This is a genomic window from Pediococcus pentosaceus (genome assembly GCF_001437285.1).
GTDB lineage: Bacteria > Bacillota > Bacilli > Lactobacillales > Lactobacillaceae > Pediococcus > Pediococcus pentosaceus.
This window is the reverse complement of the sequence record NZ_JQBF01000005.1, coordinates 93,860-117,188: the sequence shown is the minus strand read 5'-3', so window position 1 is coordinate 117,188 and position 23,329 is coordinate 93,860. Positions and strand designations below refer to the sequence as shown.

The following is a 23,329-nucleotide window of genomic DNA, read 5'->3' as shown; positions in this document are numbered from 1 at the left end:
TATGAGAGTAGCTATTTATCATTCAAATGATGAGCATTCCATTCAAGTTGGTAAAGATTTAGCAAAGATTTTATCTCAAAATGAGATTGTAATTGATAACGAAAAACCTACGGTGGTGATTACCATTGGGGGGGATGGGACGTTACTATCTGCCGTTCAAAAATATCTTAATCTTCTTGAAGAGGTCCGATTTGTAGGTGTACATACGGGACATCTAGGTTTTTACACAGACTGGCGCGAATATGAATTGGAAACTTTAATTAAGGCTTTGAAGAGTGATGGAGGAGCTGAAGTTTCGTATCCATTGTTAAATATTGATGTGACTCATACAGATGGTTCACACATTAGTTATAAGGCAGTTAACGAGTCCACATTACGTAAATTGTCTGGGACAATGGTAGCGGATGTATTGATTGGTGATAATCTATTTGAACGTTTCCGTGGGGACGGTCTGTGTATTTCTACACCAACAGGATCAACGGCATACAATCGTTCGGTAGGTGGAGCGATTGTACATCCTAGATTAGAAGTATTACAAATGGCTGAAATTGCGTCAATTAATAATCGCGTTTTTCGAACGGTGGGAGCTTCTTTAATTATGGCGCCCAACGAAACTATTACAATTAGGCCAGTACCTAGTTTCCATCGAACCTACAATTTTACAGCAGATCGTATCGATTTACTGGATAAACATGTCAAAGAGGTTCACTATAGCATTGATGAACAAAAAGTGAAATTCTTAAAGTATCGTCATACTGGATTTTGGAATCGAGTTCGAAATTCCTTCATTGGTAGTATCGATGAAGTTTAGATGGATAGTTAACTTTGAGAGTCGGCAGCACCTACGGACTTTCTTGGGTAGGAAAAGAATTTCAAGGTCATTATTAAAAAGTATTAAGTTTAATGGCGGTAAGATTTTTGTGAATGGATTACCTACGAGAACAAATGCAATGGTTGAAAAAGGCGATTTAGTTGAAGTGACTTTGCCACCTGAACCTAGTAATCCACATGTAGGGCTATCTGATGTACCAATTGATGTTCGATATGAAGATGCAGATTATTTGATTGTAAATAAGCCACCCTTCTTACCAACCGTACAATCTGCAGCTAATCAAAAGGATACATTAGTTAACCGGGTTAAAAACTATTATGTTAAAAATAATTATGAGAGCCGAGTTGTCCATGTGGTAACTCGGTTAGATCAGGATACATCAGGATTAGTAATTTTCGCTAAGCATCGATTTGCTCATACAGTGATGGATCAAGATTTACGTCAACGTAAAATTAACAAGATGTATTTGACGATTGTAGAGGGAACATTTACTAACCAACATGGCATCATTGAAACACCGATTCAACGTGACCCAGATTCATTTATTAAAAGGATGGTAGCTCCAATGGGCGAAGGGAAGCCGTCTTTGACCGAATATTGGGTGGAGGATACCTTCAAAAATTTTACTTTGCTGAAAGTAAAACTACATTCTGGTCGTACTCACCAAATTCGAGTTCATTTTAGTTCAATTGGACATCCATTAGTCGGAGATGAATTATACGGTGGGATGGCTAACGATATCTTACAACGACAAGCCTTACATTGTTTCTCTCTAACTTTTAAAAATGTTTTTACGGAAAAAATGATCGATATCAAAACGTCTATTCCAGATGATATGCTTGAATATTGGAATAAAGAGAAGGACGAAGAGCATGGATAATACTCAAGCTATTTTTGAAAAATTAAAAATAGAATTATTAAAACATCATTCCAAAAAATTTAAAGAAGATTTCCTTGATTTACATAATTATGATCAAGGTCGTTTTTTTGGTGAATTAACGCGTGAAGAACGTCTTCTCGTGTACAAGTATCTAGACCCGGATGAGCTGGCGGATACGTTTGATGAACTTGATGATGAACCAGATTTAATTGCAGAATATCTGGACGAAATGGCACCTAGTTATGCTGCAGCGTTGTTGAACGGGATGTATGATGATAACGAAGCGGATATTTTAGGAGCTGTTCGAAATGATAAGTTACATAAACTTCTATCATATATGCAACCCGTAGATGCTGCCCGAGTTCGCCAATTACTTAAGTATGAAGAAAAAACTGCTGGTGCGTTGATGACAACTGAATTCATTTCAGTTGCCGTAGATACAACGGTGGGCTCGGCTATGAATCAAGTTAAACAGGAAGCTCAATATGCGGAAACTATTTCATACATTTATGTAGTTAACGAATCTAATCAATTAATTGGAGTGATTTCAGTTAAGGATTTAATTGTTAATCCGGATGATGTATTTATCAAACGAATCATGAATACGAACGTGGTATCTGTAAGAGATGATGAGGATCAAACTGAAATTGCTGCCCAAATTCGTGATTATAACTTTATTGCAATTCCAGTTGTTGATGAACGTAATAAAATGTTAGGAATTATCACGGTTGATGATATTATCGACGTTATTGACGAAGAGTCGGCACAGGATTATTCACGTTTAGCTGGGGTTAATTCTGAAGATATGTCAGAAAATCCTTGGAAAGCTGTCAAAAGCCGAATTCCTTGGTTAGTAACTATGCTGTTTTTAGGATTAATTAGTGCAATGGTTATTAGCCAATTTCAAAATGTACTCGATAAATTTGGCGTGTTGGCAGTATTTATCACTTTAATTACAGGTACTGCAGGGAACGCCGGTACACAAAGTTTAGCTGTAGCAATCCGCCGACTAGCTAATGATGAAGAAGGCGATAGTGTTTTTAAACTAATTTTGAATGAAGTTATTACCGGTATTTTAATTGGTCTATTAACAGGAATTGCTATTTTTGCGGTGATTTTATTCTGGCAAAAAAACATGGTTTTAGGAATTATCGTTGGGGCGGCGATGAGTGGGGCAATCTTTGTTGCTAACCTTGTCGGAACTTTAATACCGATTATTATGGAAAAGTTAGGAATGGATCCGGTTGTAGCCAGTGGTCCGTTCATCTCAACTTTAAGTGATATAACTTCAATTTTGATTTACTTTAATATTGCTACAATATGTTTAGCAAACTTTTACTAAAACAAAAAGACATGGATCACGTAACAGTGATTGCATGTCTTTTTGTTTTAGATTAATTTTGAACCATGGAGTTCATGAACCCCTAACTCATTTTGAATACCTTCAGCATTCTGTGAGGTTATGCCACCACCGGGCATTATAATAATGCGATTAGCAGCATACTTAAGATTAGATTTAATTTGTTCTAAACCCTTTTCAATAGGTTGATCTAAAGAACCGCCATGCGTAAGAATGCGATCCACTCCATGTTCCACTAGCCAATCAATACTCTCAGTCTGTTTTGCGGTAGGAATTGCATCGAAAGCCATATGGAAAGTGATTTGCATTCCACTTGCAGCACCGATCAATTGTTCCATTGCTTCTTCATCTAAGCTTCCATCAGACGTAAGAGCACCGAAGACAACGCCGTCAACCCCTAACTCTTGGGCTTGAAAAAGATCTGTTTCCATAATCTTAAGTTCGATGTCGTTGTACACGAAATTACCACCACGCGGGCGAATCATTGCCATGACAGGTATCCCATGCTCACTAGCATACTTTTGTGTTTCGGCCATTACACCTTTACTAACGGTGGTACCACCAACGGCGAGATTATCGCAAAGTTCAATTCGATTGGCACCTTTAGCAATTAAAGCTGGAATATCAGTAAAATTTTCTACTGGAATTTCTTTAAACATAATTCTCTCCGTTCTTTTTATTTAAAGTGAACACATACAACTTCAGGAGCTGCAACGTCTTTTTGAATCAATTCCAGTTTACCATCATTAGAATTTCTTTCAAATAAAGATAAATTATTAGTAGTTTGGTTTCCGACTACTAAAAAGTTTTGTTCATGACTTAAAGCAAAGTCACGAGGAAAACTTCCTTCAACACTGATATTTTGGATGAGTTTCAATTGACCATCAGCTTGGATTTCAAAAACGGCAATGGAATCATAACCGCGATTTGAAACGTATAAGAAGCGACTATCATCAGTAATGCGAATTGCCGCACAACCATTATGTTGGTTCCAATCATCCGGAATGGTCTTAATAGTTTGGAGATGGGTTAGCTGGCAATCCTTATAATTAAGTACTGCTACCGAGCTGGATAATTCACCAACTAGGTAGGCTGTATCACCAGTATTATTGAAAACTATATGGCGTGGGCCAAATCCAGGAGTGGTTTCGAAAGTGCTAATAATTTTAAAACCAGTTGAATCATAATCTAAAACGAAAACTTGGTCAGTCCCTAAATCACAAGCAATCAATTTACCATCAGGAGTGCGGTCAACGTAATGCAAATGTGAACCGTCTTGCTCTTTTAGAGGGCCTTTACCCGTATTAGTAAAAGTACTATCTAGGGTTAGTGTGTGATCATTATTAATACTATAGGCATGAAGAGTACCTTCGTGATAGTTTGCATCAAAGACGAATTGATGTTTTTCATCAACTGTGACATAAGCCGGAGGAGTACCAGGAGTTACGATATGTTGAAGAACGTTTTGGGGTGAATATAAATCTGTAACAGATAAGCCACCTTGGTTATCAAAACGGTCAACAGCATATAAAATATTTTTCTTGCTAAGTGCTAAATAAGTGGGGTTTTCAACTTCAGTAACTAACTGTAAATTAGTTAACTGTTTTGAATCAGTATCTAAATCAATTTGATAAACACCCTTACTAGTTTGCTTTGTATATGTTCCTAATAGAATGGATTCAATCATAAAATAGTCCTCCTTGCTCTTTTAAACATTAACAACAAGTATACCACATTTAGTTAGTATTGAATGCGCTTACTAAAGGGATAATACTATGCGATATGATACAATGAAATAAGAATATAGAAAGGGTGTTTGTCTTGATGATTTCAGCAAAAATTATGAGTGTCGGACCGGATGCGATTTCAAAAAAAGATGCTTTAGCCATTTTATTCGACGAAACTGCAACACCGGATTTAAAAAACATTGCGATTATTCAAGCGATTGATGATCAAAAGCATCAAAAATTTGCTTTGAAAAAAGGTGGCAAAATTAAGATAGGTAAAACTGAATATCAAATTAATTTTGTTGGTAGTTTAGTGAATAATAACTTACAAATGATTGGGCATACAACGCTGGAATTTAAACCGGTACCTGAAAAACCGTTGGAAAGTGCAATCTATTTAACACCTAACCAATTTCCAGAATTTAAAGTTGGAGAAGAGATTATATATATGTAGGCGGTGAACAACAGTGGACAATAAACCAAGAAATAAGTATTGGAGAAGCTGGTTTAATAAGCTTGTATTAGATAATAGGCCAGTGGTAAGTTTAATCATCATTTTATTATTTTTGATGATTTTATACATGATTTCAAAAGTCACATGGATTTTTAGTCCACTAAAGGAATTTTTCGGAATTGTGGGTTTTCCCATTATTTTAGCGGGAGTCTTATATTATCTGATTAATCCACTAGTTGATAAATTAGAACAGCGATTTAAATTGAAACGAGTTTTATCAATTACGATCATCTTTGTCTTAATCACGATTTTAATTATTGCAGGAATTGTGTCTGTCATTCCGGTTATTCGGGAGCAATCCGCGGCATTGATTAAAAATTGGCCGGACTACTGGAATTCAGGAGTTGAGAAGGTCGAAGGATTCTTAAAAGATCCGCGCCTAGGAGATTTAAAAAAACAAATTGATGGTATTGGTAGTAATACTGTTCAATCATGGAGTAAGAAGGCAACCGAATTTGCGGATAACACGGTCACATCGTTAGGTAGTGTGATTGGTTTGATTACCAAAATAGTTATTGGCATTATTACAATGCCGTTTATTCTTTTCTATTTATTAAAGGATGGACATCGGTTACCTCATTTTATCGCACAAGTTTTTCCTGTTAAACGCCGGGATGGATTCATTCAAATTTTAACAGAAATCAATACACAGTTAAGTCAGTACATCCGAGGACAATTGATTGTGGCATTTTTTGTGGCAGTAATTTTCTTTATTGGGTATTCAATTATTGGTCTTAAATTTGCCCTAACCTTAGGAGTAGCTGCAGGTTTTCTCAATTTAATTCCATATTTAGGATCATTCTTAGCGATGGTACCCTCAATTGTAATTGGAGCTTTTGTTTCGCCCATCATGCTGGTCAAGGTTTTGATAGTCTTCGTAATTGAACAAACAATTGAAGGCCGTTTTGTTTCACCGCTTGTTTTAGGTAGTAATTTGGATATTCATCCGGTTACTATTTTGGTTGTATTGCTAGCCTCTGGACAGATTTTTGGTTTGGTTGGCGTGATATTTGGGATTCCAGCTTACGCGGTTCTAAAAGTTCTGTTTATTCATGGATTTAGAGCATTTAAGAAAAATATCGGTGGATATGACTGAACTAAAGCGGAGTTTGCGGAAACTAAAAAGTAATGTTAATATGCAGTTGAAATCGTTTGATCGCAATATCGACTATGTTCGTTTGAAACGGGCAGATTGACTTCACGAACGTAGATACTCGCCGCGTAATACCGAGTATCTGCGTTTTTAATTCTAAAAAATATTTGGAGAAAAATTATGACAAATCACATTGTATTATTTGAACCACTAATGCCGGCTAATACTGGTAATATTGCTCGTACTTGTGCGGGTACAAATACAGTTTTGCACTTAATTAAACCTTTGGGATTTACCATCAATGATAAGACGGTAAAGCGTGCAGGGCTGGATTATTGGGACAAAGTTGAAATTGTATATCATGAAAATTTACCCGAATTTTTAGCAACGGTTCCTGATAAAAAAAGATTATTTGTTGTTTCAAAATTTGCTAAACGTGCATACTCACAGGCAGATTATACCAGCGAAAATAATGATGAAGATAATTATTTATTGTTTGGGAAAGAAACTACAGGGCTACCCGAAGCATTTATGCGGCAATATGAAGAATGTGCAATACGGATTCCACAAAATGATGAAAACATTCGGGCACTAAATTTGTCGAATTCAGCGGCGATTGTAATTTATGAAGTGTTACGTCAACAAGGATTCCCTAATTTAGAGATGAGCCATTTGTATGAAAATGATAAATTAAAATAGGATTTGATATGGCAAAAACAAGAAAAAAACGAAAAACAAAGACAAGACGTAAAACTAAGCAAAAGACCCAAGTACCAACAAAAAATCTTTTAGGTTTAACTTACGTTTTAGTTGCAATATTAGGGTATTTTGGTCGAGGATTTCTAGGAATTTTAGTCGCTAACATGTTTAGAATCTTTGTTGGTAGTCTTAGCCCAATTTTATTCATTATTCTATTCATCTATGGATTGTATCTTTTATTCATGGGAAAAGAATTGTCTTTTAATGGAATAACAGATCGAGTAATTGGACTTAGCTTGACTTTGTTAGGATATTTATTGTGGGTAGAGTATCAATTTGCCAGTAGCTTAAGATTAGAAAATGGGTTTATCAGTCGGGCCATTGATGGCATTGAACGATCCTTTCTAGAACAAACCTCTACAAATGATGTTGGAGGAGGAATTGGTGGAGCAACTTTATATACCGCAACTCATTTTTTGCTTAGCAGCGTAGGGAGCATGCTCTTTTCAGTTATTCTAATGGGGATGGGGCTGGTAGTTCTGTTTGGTATCCCATTTGATCAGGTTTTGGAAAAAATTGGAATTGGATTTGCTTGGACCATACGACATGCGATCGCTAGTTTTAAATCTGCTGCAAACAATGTATACGACTGGTTCAGCAATTTAGATTTTTCAGAAAAAGAACAATCAAAAACCAGAAATGAATCAAGTAAAACGGGTGTTACTCGATCAATGCACAGGGCATCTAAACCAGTAGTTGAAGTTACCAAAACGGATGAAAAAGTTTTGGAAGAACCTATCGTTGATGGAACTAGAGGAACCGAACATCCAATTGAACCAAAAATTGAAATTGCGACTACTAATAAAATTCAACGTAAACCTAAGAATCAGGTTAACAATAATGATTTAGAAATTAATAGTGGATTTGATAGTGAGTCTAAGACTAATCCTAATTATCGCTTACCATCATCGGAACTATTAACTGAAATTCCACAAACAGACCAGAGTTCCGAATATTCTTCAATTAAAAAGAATACTAAAATTTTACAAGATACTTTAAATAGTTTTGGAGTTGATGCTTCCGTTGAAAGCGTGAAGATGGGGCCTTCTGTGACGGAATACGAAATTCATCCAGCGATTGGTGTTAAAGTTAGTAAAATTGTTGGCTTGGCCGATGACTTAGCGTTAGCTCTAGCCGCAAAAGATATTCGTATTGAAGCTCCAATTCCGGGAAAGTCATTAATTGGAATTGAGGTTCCTAATCGAACAATTTCGACAGTTTCATTTAGAGACATTATTGAATCTCAACCGGCCCATCCAGAAGACCCACTTAAAGTTCCTGTTGGTCGAGATGTTTCGGGTAATCTAGTAGAAGCTAACTTAGTTAAAATGCAGCATTTACTAATTGCGGGAGCTACAGGTTCTGGAAAATCAGTGATGATTAATGTCATTATTACCGGAATCTTAATGAATGCTCGTCCAGATGAGGTTAAATTAATTCTAATTGATCCTAAGAAGGTAGAACTTGGAATCTATAATGACATTCCGCATCTACTAACCCCAGTGGTGACCGATGCTAGAAAAGCTGCTAAAGCGCTGCATAAGGTGGTCGCAGAGATGCAACATCGATATGATTTGTTTGCTGAACTAAATCAACGAAATATTAAAAGCTACAATGATTTCATCGAAGAACAGAATGCAGCAGACGGGATGAATCGTCCAAAAATGCCATATATTGTGGTTGTGGTTGATGAACTTTCTGATTTAATGATGGTAGCTTCCAATGAAGTTGAAGATGCAATTATTAGGCTGGCACAGCTTGCACGTGCTGCAGGAATACATATGATTATTGCGACACAACGTCCGTCCGTTAACGTGGTTACCGGTTTGATTAAAGCTAATGTGCCATCCAGAATTGCCTTTGCGGTAGCGTCGGGAATCGATTCGAGAACAATCATTGATGCTAATGGAGCAGAAAAGTTATTAGGAAGAGGAGATATGTTGTTCTTTCCGATGGGTCAGAACAAGCCTGAACGTGTACAAGGGGCATTTATTTCGGATCATGATGTTAAGGAGATTATTGATTTTGTTAAGAAACAACAATCTGCTGACTATGATGAAACTTTAGATATTAGTGACCAAGAAATTGAAGAAAATGATAGTGGGGAATTAGATGAGTATTATGCGGAAGCTGTTCAATTAGTAACAGATATGCAAAGGGCAAGTACTTCAATGCTTCAAAGGAAGTTCCGAGTGGGATATAATCGCGCTGCCCGTATTATGGATCAACTTGAAGATAATGGTATCATCGGTCCTCAAGAAGGTAGTAAACCTCGTAAAGTATATCGTGAAAAAGAATAAAAAAGATTTAAGACAATCTGTCTTAAATCTTTTTTTTATATTCTGATTAATTTGCACCAAACAATTGAGCCAGAGGAGCGTAAAGCACACTTCCCAAGGTCAAGATAATCATAATCCAAACAAAAATCATGATGGTTTTTTGTAAACCGCTTTTCTTTTTCTTTTTATTATACATTCAAAACACTACTTTCTTGATTGACTTAGGATAATTTTACAATAAGTGTATTTTTAAGGCAAATTAGAAAAAATCCCCACCTCGAAATGATTACTTTTATGGCTAAGAACTATTGATAAATTCATACTTTTTCTAAGTATGTTAATTTTTTTCAAATAAAAGAAAAACATTCGGGTTTTAAGTGGTGGAAAGTGGGGGGAAGTGGTAATATTGTTATAGATTTAGTTGACGGAGGCGGTTTCATGTTCATGGGTGAATTTGAGCATTCACTTGATTCAAAAGGACGTCTAATCATTCCATCTAAATTTCGAGATCAACTGGATAGCAACTTTGTTGTTACGAGAGGGCTGGATGGATGCTTATTTGTCTATCCTTTGTCTGAATGGCGTCTAGTTGAGGAGAAGCTCAGTCAACTACCTTCTAATAAGAAGAATAATCGTGCATTTGTACGTTTTATGTTTGCAGATGCTGTCCAATGTGATTTTGATAAGCAAGGAAGAATTATTATTCCTAAAAAACTGAGATTACATGCGGAATTACAAAAAGAATGTGTCCTGGTGGGGGTTTCTAATCGAGTTGAGATATGGAATAAAGCCCGCTGGGAAGAAACTATTGAAGAAACTGAAGAAAACTTCGACGATATCGCCGAAAATTTAATTGACTTTGGATTGTGATAAATATGACGGAATTTAAACATACAACGGTTCTCTTAGAAGAGACCGTTAACGGCTTAGATGTAAAAGAAGATGGTATTTATGTAGACTGCACCCTAGGTGGCGGTGGACATAGTAGACTAATTTTGTCTAAGTTGGGAGAAAATGGTCACCTCTATTCATTTGACCAAGATCAAACGGCAATTGATTACAATCAAAAAAATTTAGCAGAATATGTTGCTAAGGGACAAGTTACTTTTGTAAAATCAAATTTTCGTAATTTAAAGAATGAATTAAACCACTTGGGGATTGATGGAGTTGATGGCGTTTTATACGATTTAGGCGTTTCATCACCCCAGTTTGACGATGCAGAACGAGGATTTAGTTATCGATTTGATGCTCCTTTAGACATGCGTATGGATCAAACTCAAAAATTGAATGCTAGAGAAGTTGTTAATGAATGGAGCTATAACGATTTAGTACGAATTTTCTTTAGATACGGAGAAGAAAAATATTCTAAGCAAGTTGCTCGAAAAATTGAAAGTACTCGCGAAGAAAAGCCCATTGAAACTACTGGTGAACTAGCCGATTTAATTAAAAGCGCAATCCCGGCGGCAGCAAGGCGAACGGGTGGACATCCTGCTAAAAAGATTTTCCAGGCCATTCGAATTGCGGTTAATGATGAATTGGGTGCTTTAGAAGAATCATTGGAACAAGCCCTACAAATTTTGAATCCAGCAGGACGTATTTCGGTTATTACTTTCCAATCATTAGAAGATCGGTTAGTAAAGAGAATGTTTAAAGAACAAACTGAGATTGGTGATTTACCGGCTGGACTGCCAATTATCCCAGATGATATGAAACCAAAATACAAGTTGATCAATAGGAAGCCGATTATTCCTTCTGAAGATGAACTTGAAGAAAACAGAAGATCACATAGCGCAAAACTAAGAATTATCGAAAAGTTATAGAAGGGATAGACGCCAATGGCTCAAAATAATTATGCTGGCCGTAGAACAAAATTAATTAACGACACAGTAATTACGGGCATTAGTGAAAAAGAATTAAAAAGAGCACGTGAGGTTGTAACTGCTAGGCAATTACCACTTTCAAAATTTGAAAAGATTTTGATAACAATTTGTGGTTTTATTCTAGTGGGGTTAATGCTAACAGTTGTTTCTGGTAAAATAGGATTATCTACTGCACAACATAATCTTGAAACAACTCAAGAGAAAGCGACGGCCTTATCAAGTAAAAATACGATTATGGAACAGGAAATTAATCAATTGTCTGACCAAAGTCGGTTGAACAAAATTGCTAAAAAGGCAGGCCTTTCTCTCAACTCTGAGAATATAAGGAATGTAAATAAATGATGAACCGAAAAAAGCGAACAACTGGTACTACGGAAACTCAACACAATCGGAAAATGTTTGGTAAATGGCTATTATTGATTGTGATTGGAGTATTTATAGTTATTGTTGGGCGCTTTTCTTATATTGCCGTAAGTGGCACTGTCGAAAGTGTTAACTTAAGTAGTCAAGCAAAGCGTTTGTATACCGATAATAAAACAATTAAAGCCAAAAGAGGATCTATTTTAGATACGAATGGCAATCCGATTGCCGAAGACACAAGTACATATTCAGTTTACGCAGTTGTAAGTAAGAAGCAGGTAGGAGCAAATAACAAGCCACTTTATGTCACCAATAAGAAAAAGACGGCTAAAGTACTTAGCAAATATCTACCAATTAGCTATCACAAGGCTTTAAAAACTCTTAGTCCCAGCAATAGTAAAACGTTCCAAGTTGAATTTGGAAATGCGGGAAGCAATATTTCTGTGGCGACTAAAGAAAAAATAGAAAAAGAAAAATTAAACGGAATTAACTTTGTTTCATCTGAAGCTCGGTTATATCCCAATGGAACTTTTGCTTCAAATTTGATTGGATTTGCTCAACAATCTCAACAAAAGGAAAATGATGCGACTCAACTTTCTGGCGTTATGGGAATTGAAAAAATGAGTAACAAAACTTTAACGGGGACTGATGGTGAACAATCGTTGCAAAAAGATAAGTTTGGCTACCAGCTCCCAGGATCCCAGACTGAGCGTCCAGCACGCGACGGAAGCACAATCTATACTACTATTGACCAGCGTTTACAAAACATCATGGAAAATGTGGTAAGTAAGGTTCAATCAGAATCGGAATCACAGGCAATTAGCGCAACAATTATGAATGCCAAAACGGGAGCAATTTTAGCCACAACACAACGACCAACCTTTAATGCTTCAACTAAAAAAGGACTTTCTAAAGCATGGAATAATGCGCTAGTTCAGGATACTTTTGAACCAGGTTCAACCATGAAAATCTTTACTACTTCTGCGGCCATTGATAGTGGTAATTTTGACTCGGATGCCACTTATCGTTCTGGAACCTATACCATCGATGGTAAAGTTGTTCCAGATTGGAAGACAGAAGGGTGGGGCGTAATTAGTTACGCAAAAGGATTTGCCTTATCAAGTAACGTCGCTATGGCTCACTTAGAACAAAATATGGGAGCTAAGACATGGAAGAAATACATTAATCGTTTTAAACTGTTGCAATCCACTAATTCTGGTTTGGAAAGCGAATCTAAAGGTAGTATTCAATTCGACTATCCGATTGAACAAGCTAATACAGCTTTCGGTCAAGCAATCAATGTGACCGCAATCCAGATGTTACAAGGTTTTACAGCAGTTGCTAATAATGGAAAAATGGTTAAGCCTCAATTTATCAAAAAGGTAGTTGATCCGAATACTGGTAAAACAACTTATAAAATGAAGACAAAAGATGTAGGACGGCCAATTAAGGCTAGTACTGCTAAAAAGGTTCGAAAACTAATGGAGGATGTAGTATACAAACCATATGGTATCGGCTCAAACTTCAAAATTAAAGGTTATAAAATTGCAGCTAAAACAGGTACTGCCCAAGTTGCGAATGCAAGTGGAGGATATTCAATGGGCGATGACAGTTATCTGTATTCAGTCGCTGGGATGGCCCCGGCCAAAAATCCTAAGTACATAATGTACATTACGATGAAAAAGCCAGTGCTCAAAGATAAAACTGCCACACAATTACTTGATGAAATATTTGGTCCAGTGATGAAACAAGCCCTTGAACAGGATAAGGAAACTGATAAGTCAAAGCTCGACAGCTCAATTGAAGTACCTAATTTAGTTGGCAAGGATGCTTCTGAAGCCAAAAAAGAATTGGGTAAGAAGAATGTGGCAGTTGTTACATTAGGAAATGGGCAAACTGTTAAAGAACAGTCCGAGAGTGCAGGAAGTAGTATTCTAGTGGGGCAACGAATTATCTTAGACACTGGTGGAACCATAACTATGCCTGATCTTACAGGGTGGTCAAAAAATGATGTTATAAAATTAGCTAACATGTTTGATATTGATGTGAAATATAGCGGGAATGGTTTTGTTTCTGGGCAATCGGTGGCCAAGGGTGGTCCAATAAAATCTGGCATGACCATGACTGTAAGTCTTAAGAAGTAGAGATTAGGAGAGAAAAATGATTAATGGAACAGCTTTAATACTAGGTGCGCTAGTAACATTAGTGGGGATGCCCCAATTTATAAATTACTTTAGAGTCCGGAATGAAGGACAGATGATTCGTGAAGAGGGACCTAAATGGCATCAAAAAAAATCTGGAACACCAACCATGGGTGGAATGGTGTTTATCATTGCTATCATTATTGCTAGTTTAGTAACTGGTGTGATTTTCCACGGGGCAAAAGTGAGCCTTTTAATGTTACTTTTTGTTTTAGTTGAATTTGGATTGATTGGTTGCTGGGATGATAGTATTAAGTTGTTAAAGCGCCAAAATGAAGGTTTTAAAGCTTGGCAAAAGCTTTTAGGACAAATTATTGGAGGACTAATTTTCTTTCTAGTGATTAAGGAGACTGGAGTGGCATTACAATTAAATATCCCTGGCTTAGGTATTTGGCACCTAGGCGGCTGGTATGCATTGTTTGTTATTTTCTGGTTAACTGGATTTTCCAATGCCGTAAATCTTTCAGATGGATTAGATGGATTAGTAGCAGGATTATCGACGATTGCTTTTGGAACGTATGCAATTATTGCAGCTCACCAACAAAATATTCCAGTAATGATTTTCTGTATGGCAGTAGTGGGCTCAATGCTAGGATTCTTAGTTTTTAACCATAAACCAGCTAAAATTTTTATGGGTGATATGGGATCTCTTGCCTTAGGGGGAGCTTTGGCAGCTGTCTCAATTCTTTTAAATCAGGAATTATCATTGATTTTAATCGGGATTGTTTTTGTACTAGAAACTTTAAGTGTTATTCTCCAAGTACTTTCTTTTAAATTAACTGGACATCGTATTTTTAAAATGAGTCCGATTCATCATCATTTTGAAATGTTAGGTTGGAGCGAATGGAAAGTAGATATTGTATTTTGGATAGTTGGTTTAATCGGATCCATAATTACGTTAATTAGTATTTTATAGGGAGTCTTTAATGATGAAGTCAGTAGAAGATTTGGAAAATAAAAATGTTCTAGTTTTAGGAATGGCCAAGAGCGGAGTAAGCGCCGCTCTTTTATTACATAGATTAAGAGCAAATGTTTTAGTTAATGATGCTAACGCTAACCAGCCACAAGAATTAATTGAAAAGCTTGAGAACAAAGGTATCCAGATGGTACTAGGGGAACATCCAACCAATATTTTAAGTCAAAATAAAATTGAGTTGATTGTTAAAAATCCGGGCATTCCTTATACGAATCCCGTTCTAGTCGACGCCCAAGCCAGAGGTATAAAAATTGTTTCTGAACCGGAATTAGCATACTGGGTAATGGATAGTGAGTTGATCGGGGTTACAGGAAGTAATGGGAAAACAACCGTAACAACGCTAATTCAATTGATGCTTGACGATAATAAAAAACATGCTTATGTTGCCGGAAATATTGGAGTTCCTGCTACAACAGTTGCTCAAAAGGCCACTGCAGAAGATGAAATAGTGATGGAATTATCTAGTTTTATGTTAGCTGGTATTGATCGACTTCATCCACATATTGCAGTTTTGAATAACATTTTTGCTAGTCACTTAGACTGGCACAAAACACGTGAAAACTACGTTAATGACAAGATGAATATTACTAAGAATCAGACCAAGAACGATTTCTTGGTAATCAATTGGGATAATACTGAATGGCAAGAACTAGCTAAAAGAACTCAGGCGAAAGTAGTTCCGTTTTCACGTCAAGGACTGACTAAGAGCGGTGCGTACGAAATTGAAGGCAAACTTTATTTTAAAGATGAATTAATTATAGAAGCCGATGAAATTGGAATTCCTGGTGAACAAAATGTCGAAAATGCACTAGCCGCTATCGCAGTAGCTAAAATCGAAAAAGTCAGCACAGCTCATATTAAACAAGTTTTGACAACTTTTGGTGGAGTAAAACATCGAATTCAATATGTTGAAAACCTCAATGGGCGTCAATTCTATAATGATTCTAAAGCAACTGATATCGAAGCTACCCAAGTAGCCTTACGTTCTTTTAAAAAACCAGTGATATTAATTGCAGGTGGATTAGACCGACATGACGATTTAGATCGTTTAATTCCAGACTTAGAGCCAAATGTAAAAGAAGTTATTGTTAATGGCGAAACTGCTGAGAAATTCAAAAAAATAGCTCAAAAAGCCGGTATTTCAGTAATTAAAGATAGTTCTAGAGTAAGTGAATCGGTTGAAATAGCGTATCAAGATAGTAAAGAAGGGGATATTATCTTACTTTCACCGGCAGCGGCTAGTTGGGATCAATACAAAACATTTGAAGAACGTGGTGACGAATTTATTGCAGCAGTTCAAAATTTACATAAAGGGGAATAATTAAATGAGACTGATGGTTTCTGGTGGTGGAACTGGTGGACATATTTATCCAGCCCTAGCACTGATTAAACAAGTTAAACAAAGTGAACCTGATTCACAGATTTTGTACGTTGGTACAAGTAAGGGATTAGAAAGTAAAATTGTCCCAGACAGTGGAATTGATTTTAAAACCATAAATATCCAAGGATTCAAACGTTCACTTTCACTTGAAAATTTTAAGACAATCGGACTTTTCTTAAGTAGCGTGGTTAAAGCGCGTAAGATGGTTAAGGAATTTAAACCAGATGTAGTCTTGGGAACGGGGGGCTACGTTAGTGGTGCGGTTGTATTTGCAGCTAGTATGATGGGTGTACCTACTGTGATTCACGAACAAAATAGTGTGGTTGGCGTTACCAACAAGTTTTTGAGTAAGTTCGTTAAAAAAATTGCTATTTCGTTTGAGGCGGCTGCAAGTCAATTTCCTACCAAGAAAGTTGTGTTAACTGGTAATCCTCGCGCTACTGAAGTAGCACAGATTAAACCAAGTGGACTAAGTCAATTTGGTCTAGACGATAAGGTGCCTACCGTATTGATTTTTGGTGGAAGCCGTGGAGCTGAGAAGATTAATCAGGTCACTATCGACACCTTGGAAGAATTAATGGAACGTCCATATCAAACAATATTTGTAACAGGAAGAGTTCATTTCGAACGTTTAACCAAAGATATTGATTTGGCTAAATATCAAGGCAAAATAGCTATTTTACCTTACATTGCAAATATGCCAGAAATTCTTTCCAATATGGAAGTAATTGTGGGGCGAGCTGGAGCAACTAGTTTAGCAGAAATTACTTCTTTAGGAATACCGTCAATTTTAATTCCTAGCCCATATGTAACCAATGATCATCAAACAAAAAATGCAATGAGTCTGGTTAATAATGATGCAGCAGAGATTATCAAAGAAAGTGATCTTACTTCCGAAGCATTGATTAATACGCTTGATACATTGATGCTAGATCAGAAATTTCGAAACGTAATGGCAGAAAACGCTAAGAAAATGGGTCAACCACGTGCTGCTGAAAATCTTTATGATGTTTTGAAATCGGTTAGTAAGTAGATATAGGTAGTAAGATGAAAAAGAAGAAGGATGAAGAATTAACTCCGTGGGCCAAATATCAAAAAGAACATAATGCAAATAGTAGAAGCAGATTTAAGCGGAAACGCAAAGCCACTTCGAAAAATCCACGCGAACCTCAAGCTTCTTTTAGAAGAAATAATCGAAACAAGGTTAAAAAATCAAATAAAAAAGGCACCAAAAGAATAGTAAAAGAACAACGGCTTTCCAGACAAAAACTGGGAATATTAATTGGAAGTACGTTGATAGTGATCGCCTTATTTTTTGGTTATTTTTATTCTTCAATTAGTCGAGTTCAAAAATTTAGTGTAAGCGGTAATAAGCGTGTTTCCACTGCTAAAATTTTAAAAAATGTGTCTATCAAAAAAAATGATGTAATTTTAACTTCCGTATTTAAGGAAGGAAAATTTGAAAATAATCTTTTAAAGAAAAATACAGACATCAAAGATGCTACCGTATCCATTTCATGGAGTGGCAAAGTTAAAATTAAAGTTAAAGAAAACGCGGTCATGGGATATGTAATAAGAAACAAGACTTATTACACCGTAAAACAAGATGGTTCGGTTGTTAGGAAGAGTGTTAGTCAACCAAGTTCGGATTACCCAATCTTCAGAAATTTCCAAGAAAATAGTACACTTAAAAAGTTTTTGAAGGAATATGCCCAGATGCCAAATAGTGTTCAAAATGATGTAGCAGAAGTCGATTTTTCACCGACTAAAAATGTTAAGGATCGTCTACATTTTTTCATGAATGATGGAAATCAAGTGTACGCTATTATGAGTACATTTGCTAAAAAAATGAAGTATTACCCCGAAATTTCAGCAAGTATGAAAGAACGGGGAATGGTTGATTTACAAGTAGGAGCTTTTTCTAGACCTAGCGGTTGGACAGATGAGGCTAAAGCAGCCAGTGAATCGTCTAAAAGTGCCGAATCTAGTAGCAAAGCTAAAAAGCAGGAACAAATGACACAAAATAGTGAAAGTGCCGATTCTACCAGTGGTTCAGCAGATTCAACCGAAACAATTAATTCAGCAAGCTCACAAAGTAAAGAAGACTTAGAAAGCTCAAATGCTGAAAGTACAGTAAATACTCAACAAGATATAGATTAATAAATCTGTTAATTTATTCTTAACATCAAATTGAAACTTAAGATGGATAAGATGCTCTCAGATAAAAATCGTTTAATCCACTAAAGGGTCAAACGATTTTTAAGTGCTATTGGTTGCGTTAGAATAAGTTTTTTAATTGAAAAACTATCAGTTTTGGAGCTGATTAAAAAAATAATTGTTTATGAATAAGTATTTCCTATTTTTATACAAGAATTGATATTAATATGGTAAACTGTTTAATATATGTGATGAATATATATATAAGAAACGGTTAAACGACTAGGAGGTTCCTTTATTATGGATAATTCAGGAATTTACGTTGGACTGGATATTGGAACCACCTCAATAAAAGTTATTGTTGCTGAATATGTCAAAGGACAAATGAACGTTATTGGTGTGGGAAGAGAGCCCTCAGATGGTGTAAATCGTGGTGTTATTGTTGATATCGACAAAGCCTCAATTGCAATTAAAAGGGCCGTTGAGTCTGCAGAACGCAAGGCAAATATTCAAATCCACGACGTAGTAGCTGGTATTCCAGCTAATTTATTAAGAATAGAACCTGTCAGAGGTATGATAGCTATCTCAGATAGCTCAAGGGAGATTGGAAATCAAGATGTAGTTGAAGTTTCAAATGCAGCTTCAGTACATAATCTTCCTCCCGAACAGGAAGTGGTTGATGTTTTACCTGACGAATTTATCGTTGATGGTTTTGATGGCATTAAAGACCCTCGTGGAATGGTCGGTGTTCGACTTGAGATGAATGGGGGATTGATTACTGGTCCTAAGACCATTATTCATAATTTAAAGAGCGCAATCCGTCAAGCCGGTTTAGGATTAGTAGATGTAGTCGTTAGTCCACTGGCTCTTGGCAGAACAATTTTAAATGATGGTGAACAAGATTTTGGTACGATTACTCTTGATTTGGGTGCAGGACAATCAACTGCCGCTGTGATCCATGATCATCATCTTAAGTACACGTTCGTTGAACAAGAAGGCGGACAATTTGTAACTAAAGATATCTCGGTAGTATTAAATACTTCGTTAGATAATGCAGAACAAATTAAACAACAGTATGGTTATGCTGTTGCTGATCAAGCAAGTAGTGATGCATTTCCAGTAAATGTTGTTGGTCAAAATGAACCGGTTGCAGTTACTGAGAAATATTTAAGTGAAATTATTGAAGCTCGAATGGAACAAATATTAACTAACATAAAAAAACAATTAGAAAAAGTAGGGGCTCTGGATATGCCGGGTGGTGTCGTCATTACCGGCGGGGGAGCTGCCCTTCCTGGAATCGAAACGTTAGTTGAAAGAATTTTTGAAACAAATGCTAAACTATATGTTCCAGATCAAATGGGTCTAAGACATCCTGCTTTTGCGCAAGCTCTTGCTATTTTGAATTATGAAGGTCGCATGAGCGATGTTGAGATTTTAGCTAAAACAGCAATGGTTTCAAGCGAAAGAACCGTATCAGAAACACCGCAAGATGATGTTGTTGATGAAAAGCCTAAATTTAAACAACGCACAAAATCATCAGAGAGACATCCCGAATCACAACAAGAACGGCCTAAGCCAACAACTAATAATTCATCATCAAGCACAGCAAACTCAAATCGCTTCGATGGTATCAAAAAATGGTTTAGTGATTTCTTTGACTAACTAATCGATGGAGGAATTAACATGGAATTTTCAATGGACGAAAGTAAAAGTACAGGCGCAAACATCAAGGTAATTGGTGTTGGTGGCGGTGGTGGGAATGCCGTTAACCGCATGATCGCTGAAGGCGTAAAGGGAGTAGAATTTATCGTTGCTAACACTGACGTTCAAGCTTTACAAGCTTCAAACGCAGACGTTAAGATTCAATTAGGACCTAAGTTAACTAAAGGTCTAGGAGCCGGTTCAACACCTGATGTTGGTGCTAAGGCCGCTGAAGAAAGTCAACAAACCATTTCCTCTGCTCTTGAAGGAGCAGATATGATTTTTGTTACAGCAGGAATGGGTGGTGGTACCGGTACAGGTGCTGCACCTATGGTAGCTCAAATTGCCAAAGAGCAAGGTGCTTTAACGGTGGGTGTGGTAACACGTCCATTTACATTTGAAGGACCTAAACGTGCTCGATTTGCAGCAGAAGGTGTTGCAAATCTTAAAGAACATGTTGATACGCTTATTATCATTGCTAATAACCGCTTACTAGATTTAGTTGATAAGAAAACTCCAATGATGGAAGCATTTAACGAAGCTGATAATGTATTACGTCAAGGTGTTCAAGGTATCTCTGATTTGATTACATCACCTGGCTACGTTAACTTGGACTTCGCTGATGTTAAGACAGTTATGCAAAATCAAGGCTCAGCTCTTATGGGAATTGGCTCAGCTAGCGGCGAAAACAGAACAGAAGAGGCTACAAAGAAGGCTATTTCATCGCCACTGCTCGAAACATCAATTGATGGTGCTGAACAAGTTCTTCTTAATATTACTGGTGGTCCAGACCTTTCATTATTTGAAGCACAAGCAGCTTCACAAATTGTTACGGAAGCAGCTAATGATGATGTAAATATCATCTTCGGTACTTCTATTGATAATGATTTACAAGATGGGGTACGAGTAACTGTAATTGCTACAGGTATTGATAAAAAAGCTGGTAGAGCGTCTTTACACCGTCAACCAGCACGCACCTCTTTTGAAACACCAAGCAGTAGCGTAAATACTACTACAACAAATGTTTCAAATAATACTGAAATTCGCGGTGCTGGTTCTACAGAAAGTTTAAACACGTCATCTAATAGTGAACAACCTACTCAAGCTGCTAATGATCCATTTGGTGACTGGCAATTACGTCAATCAAATGCTTCAAATGGGGTTCGTCCTACTTCACGCGATAACGATAGTTTTAGAAATGTTGAAAAGAAAGAATTCAACGCTTTTAACGATAATAACAACATTAGCTCTGACGATGATTCATTGGATACACCTCCATTTTTCAAACGTCGCGGCAAATAAAATATAATAAAAGGGTTTGGGCTAAGCTCAAGCCCGTTTATTGCAATTAGGACAAAATATTGAAATGAGTGATAGAAAATAATGATTACAGTAATCTTCCAATTGTTACATTGGGCCATTCAATTGTATATGTTAGCAATCTTTGTGTGGGTTTTGATGTCTTGGCTTCCAGGAGCTTATCAATCCGGCTTGGGAAAGTTGCTTACTAAAATTTGTCAGCCTTATATGAGTTGGTTTAGATTTATTCCACCTATCTTTGGAATAGATTTTTCGCCGATATTAGCTTTGTTAGTTCTTGAACTGTGTGCAAATGGATTAGTTTTTCTTGAAACCTTAATGCTTGGTGTAATTTAACTATGGATAATCAAATTACACAGCATTTTAGAAAAGAAGAGCAGGAATTAATTGAGAGCTTTTCATCTTCACTCCAAGAGGCTTTAGATCAAAATCGTCCAATTTTAACTAATTTTTTAAATCCCCGAGAACAACATATTCTCCAAACCCTAGTTAATCGATTTCCTGAACTAAAGGTTTATTTTAATGGAGGCTTTAGCGAGGCAGAAAATAAGCGAGCATTGATTACACCAGATTATTTTGTTCCTGCGGAAGATGATTTTTCTGTTAGAATCTTTGAAATTAATTATCCAATTAATTTTACAGATTTAGAACATCGTCAGATTTTAGGAACATTGGTTAATGCTGGTATTAAACGAAGTACTTTTGGTGATATAGTTCATCAAGCAGAACGCTGGCAATTTGCTGTCAATGGAGAATTAGAAAATTTCTTTTTAAATGAAATTGATCGAATTGGTAAAATAAAAGTTAAATTGATTCCTACTTCAACAAATGATATTTTAAAAGTTCAAGATGATTGGGAGCCTGTTAACCAGACTGTAGCATCTTTAAGAATGGATTCAATTATTTCAACAGGATTTTCGATCTCTCGTCATCGAGTGAAAGAACTGATTGAAAAACGTTTAGTTCAATTAAATTGGATGATTGATGAGAAAGCTGATACTTTAATTGCGTTAAATGATGTTATTTCAGTTCGAAAATATGGTAGGATAAAACTTGTTGATATTCTTGGAAAAACAAAAAAAGATAAACTTAAGATCCAGCTGGATATAATCAAAACTAGATAGTGAGTTATGGGGGTTTTATTAAAATGTCAATTGAACCACAAGATATACAACAAAAACAATTTTCAAATAAAATGCGAGGATACAATCCAGTCGAAGTTGATGAATTTTTAGACGAAGTTGCGTTTGAACAGCGTCGTCTTCATGATGAAATCGATACACTTCGTTCACAACTTAACGAGGCTAAAAGTCGAATTGATTATTTTGATGAGATGAAAGAATCCCTCAATAAGTCAATTATGGTGGCACAAGATGCAGCTGATAAAGTCAAAATCAGTTCAAAACGCGAAGCCGAATTTACTTCTAAAGAAGCCCAGAAAGAGGCTAAGTCAGTAATTGATGCGGCTCATAAGAAAGCTGATAGTTACATCGGTGAAGCGGCTGGTAAAGCTCAAAAGGTTGTAATTGCTACTGATGATTTGAAGAAGCAAGCTCGTAGTTTCCGTCAAAAATTTGAAGTTTTACTAGAGTCACAACTTCAAATGATTAAGGGACGCGACTGGGATAATCTGCTTAGTTCAGATGAACTACTCACCATTGGTGAAATTAAAGAAGCCATGCGTAATAGTGGTACGCTTGACAACTTCCAAGATGAGAGTGTACACTCAGAAGAAGTTGTCGAAGTTACTCCAGATACTCCAGCAGTTGAACCTGAAGTACAAGATGATCAACAAACCGTTGTAGTTTTCCCAGAAGACTACAATAATGAGAATGGTAATCCAACTAGTGAAGGATTCCATGTTAAACCAAAAGAATAAAACGTTAAAAAAGAAGAATCTTCAAAATGT

The 23,329-nt window shown here is 36.4% G+C and carries 23 protein-coding genes and 1 other annotated feature (1 of these 24 only partly in view); of the genes, 20 read left to right on the top strand and 3 right to left on the bottom strand.

The genetic code is table 11. The features are described from left to right. Position 1: 1 nt before the first annotated feature. From IV86_RS06700 to mgtE, 3 genes are read left to right on the top strand one after another with little or no spacing between them, the layout of a single operon-like run. Positions 2–811, top strand: a complete 810-nt coding sequence (locus IV86_RS06700; protein WP_002833508.1) for an NAD kinase — start codon at positions 2–4, stop codon at positions 809–811. Next, positions 801–1,712, top strand: a complete 912-nt coding sequence (locus IV86_RS06695) for an RluA family pseudouridine synthase (protein WP_029258058.1) — start codon at positions 801–803, stop codon at positions 1,710–1,712. Before IV86_RS06700 ends, IV86_RS06695 begins: the two co-directional genes overlap by 11 nt. Next, complete coding sequence (gene mgtE / locus IV86_RS06690; RefSeq protein WP_002833506.1) at positions 1,705–3,054, top strand: magnesium transporter; 1,350 nt, start codon at positions 1,705–1,707, stop codon at positions 3,052–3,054. The genes IV86_RS06695 and mgtE overlap by 8 nt, the downstream gene beginning before the upstream one ends. Positions 3,055–3,101: 47 nt before the next feature. On the opposite strand, the gene IV86_RS06685 is transcribed toward mgtE, so the two are convergent. Together IV86_RS06685 and IV86_RS06680 are read right to left on the bottom strand one after the other, a co-directional pair. Then, positions 3,102–3,731: a copper homeostasis protein CutC gene (locus IV86_RS06685; RefSeq protein WP_002833505.1), complete on the bottom strand. Its 630-nt coding sequence runs from the start codon at positions 3,729–3,731 to the stop codon at positions 3,102–3,104. A gap of 17 nt (positions 3,732–3,748) precedes the next feature. Beyond that, the gene (locus tag IV86_RS06680; RefSeq protein ID WP_002833504.1) at positions 3,749–4,759 is read right to left on the bottom strand and encodes a lactonase family protein; all 1,011 of its coding nucleotides are present in this window, start codon (positions 4,757–4,759) and stop codon (positions 3,749–3,751) included. Between the two features lie 137 nt (positions 4,760–4,896). Between IV86_RS06680 and IV86_RS06675 the strand changes: the two genes are divergently transcribed. From IV86_RS06675 to IV86_RS06660, 4 genes are all read left to right on the top strand, one after another. Continuing rightward, complete coding sequence (locus tag IV86_RS06675; RefSeq protein ID WP_002833503.1) at positions 4,897–5,253, top strand: PTS glucitol/sorbitol transporter subunit IIA; 357 nt, start codon at positions 4,897–4,899, stop codon at positions 5,251–5,253. Between the two features lie 13 nt (positions 5,254–5,266). Beyond that, entirely contained in the window at positions 5,267–6,409 is a 1,143-nt protein-coding gene (locus IV86_RS06670) for an AI-2E family transporter (protein WP_023440543.1), read from the top strand. Positions 6,410–6,586: 177 nt separating this feature from the next. Next, complete coding sequence (locus IV86_RS06665) at positions 6,587–7,105, top strand: tRNA (cytidine(34)-2'-O)-methyltransferase (protein WP_002833501.1); 519 nt, start codon at positions 6,587–6,589, stop codon at positions 7,103–7,105. Positions 7,106–7,113: 8 nt separating this feature from the next. Then, complete coding sequence (locus IV86_RS06660) at positions 7,114–9,465, top strand: FtsK/SpoIIIE family DNA translocase (RefSeq protein WP_029258057.1); 2,352 nt, start codon at positions 7,114–7,116, stop codon at positions 9,463–9,465. 46 nt (positions 9,466–9,511) lie between these two features. On the opposite strand, the gene IV86_RS08620 is transcribed toward IV86_RS06660, so the two are convergent. Beyond that, complete coding sequence (locus IV86_RS08620; RefSeq protein ID WP_229564005.1) at positions 9,512–9,595, bottom strand: DUF4044 domain-containing protein; 84 nt, start codon at positions 9,593–9,595, stop codon at positions 9,512–9,514. 287 nt (positions 9,596–9,882) lie between these two features. Between IV86_RS08620 and mraZ the strand changes: the two genes are divergently transcribed. The 13 genes from mraZ to IV86_RS06595 all read left to right on the top strand — a co-directional run bounded on the left by mraZ (position 9,883) and on the right by IV86_RS06595 (position 23,299). Then, positions 9,883–10,314, top strand: coding sequence for a division/cell wall cluster transcriptional repressor MraZ (gene mraZ / locus IV86_RS06655; RefSeq protein ID WP_002833498.1), 432 nt, complete (start codon positions 9,883–9,885; stop codon positions 10,312–10,314). A gap of 5 nt (positions 10,315–10,319) precedes the next feature. After that, the gene (gene rsmH / locus IV86_RS06650; protein ID WP_002833497.1) at positions 10,320–11,264 is read left to right on the top strand and encodes a 16S rRNA (cytosine(1402)-N(4))-methyltransferase RsmH; all 945 of its coding nucleotides are present in this window, start codon (positions 10,320–10,322) and stop codon (positions 11,262–11,264) included. A 15-nt stretch (positions 11,265–11,279) separates the two neighbouring features. Continuing rightward, positions 11,280–11,666 (top strand): cell division protein FtsL, encoded by a 387-nt coding sequence (gene ftsL, locus IV86_RS06645; RefSeq protein WP_002833496.1) that lies wholly within the window; start codon positions 11,280–11,282, stop codon positions 11,664–11,666. Next, positions 11,663–13,828: a penicillin-binding transpeptidase domain-containing protein gene (locus IV86_RS06640; RefSeq protein ID WP_002833495.1), complete on the top strand. Its 2,166-nt coding sequence runs from the start codon at positions 11,663–11,665 to the stop codon at positions 13,826–13,828. The genes ftsL and IV86_RS06640 overlap by 4 nt, the downstream gene beginning before the upstream one ends. 16 nt (positions 13,829–13,844) lie before the next feature. Further along, positions 13,845–14,801: a phospho-N-acetylmuramoyl-pentapeptide-transferase gene (gene mraY, locus IV86_RS06635; RefSeq protein WP_002833494.1), complete on the top strand. Its 957-nt coding sequence runs from the start codon at positions 13,845–13,847 to the stop codon at positions 14,799–14,801. Positions 14,802–14,814: 13 nt separating this feature from the next. Then, positions 14,815–16,182 (top strand): UDP-N-acetylmuramoyl-L-alanine--D-glutamate ligase, encoded by a 1,368-nt coding sequence (murD, locus tag IV86_RS06630; RefSeq protein ID WP_056979452.1) that lies wholly within the window; start codon positions 14,815–14,817, stop codon positions 16,180–16,182. Between the two features lie 4 nt (positions 16,183–16,186). Continuing rightward, positions 16,187–17,275: an undecaprenyldiphospho-muramoylpentapeptide beta-N-acetylglucosaminyltransferase gene (gene murG / locus IV86_RS06625; RefSeq protein ID WP_011673542.1), complete on the top strand. Its 1,089-nt coding sequence runs from the start codon at positions 16,187–16,189 to the stop codon at positions 17,273–17,275. 14 nt (positions 17,276–17,289) lie between these two features. Continuing rightward, positions 17,290–18,402, top strand: coding sequence for a cell division protein FtsQ/DivIB (locus tag IV86_RS06620; RefSeq protein WP_002833491.1), 1,113 nt, complete (start codon positions 17,290–17,292; stop codon positions 18,400–18,402). Between the two features lie 297 nt (positions 18,403–18,699). Beyond that, on the top strand, positions 18,700–20,061 hold the full coding sequence (ftsA, locus tag IV86_RS06615) for a cell division protein FtsA (RefSeq protein WP_056979451.1): 1,362 nt from the start codon (positions 18,700–18,702) through the stop codon (positions 20,059–20,061). Positions 20,062–20,082: 21 nt separating this feature from the next. Next, positions 20,083–21,402: a cell division protein FtsZ gene (ftsZ, locus tag IV86_RS06610; RefSeq protein WP_002833489.1), complete on the top strand. Its 1,320-nt coding sequence runs from the start codon at positions 20,083–20,085 to the stop codon at positions 21,400–21,402. Positions 21,403–21,483: 81 nt separating this feature from the next. After that, on the top strand, positions 21,484–21,756 hold the full coding sequence (locus IV86_RS06605) for a YggT family protein (RefSeq protein WP_011673539.1): 273 nt from the start codon (positions 21,484–21,486) through the stop codon (positions 21,754–21,756). A gap of 2 nt (positions 21,757–21,758) precedes the next feature. After that, on the top strand, positions 21,759–22,544 hold the full coding sequence (locus tag IV86_RS06600; protein WP_011673538.1) for a YlmH family RNA-binding protein: 786 nt from the start codon (positions 21,759–21,761) through the stop codon (positions 22,542–22,544). A 23-nt stretch (positions 22,545–22,567) separates the two neighbouring features. Continuing rightward, on the top strand, positions 22,568–23,299 hold the full coding sequence (locus tag IV86_RS06595) for a DivIVA domain-containing protein (protein ID WP_002833486.1): 732 nt from the start codon (positions 22,568–22,570) through the stop codon (positions 23,297–23,299). Then, positions 23,295–23,329, top strand: a binding site (T-box leader) (it continues 180 nt past the right edge of the window). It overlaps the preceding gene by 5 nt.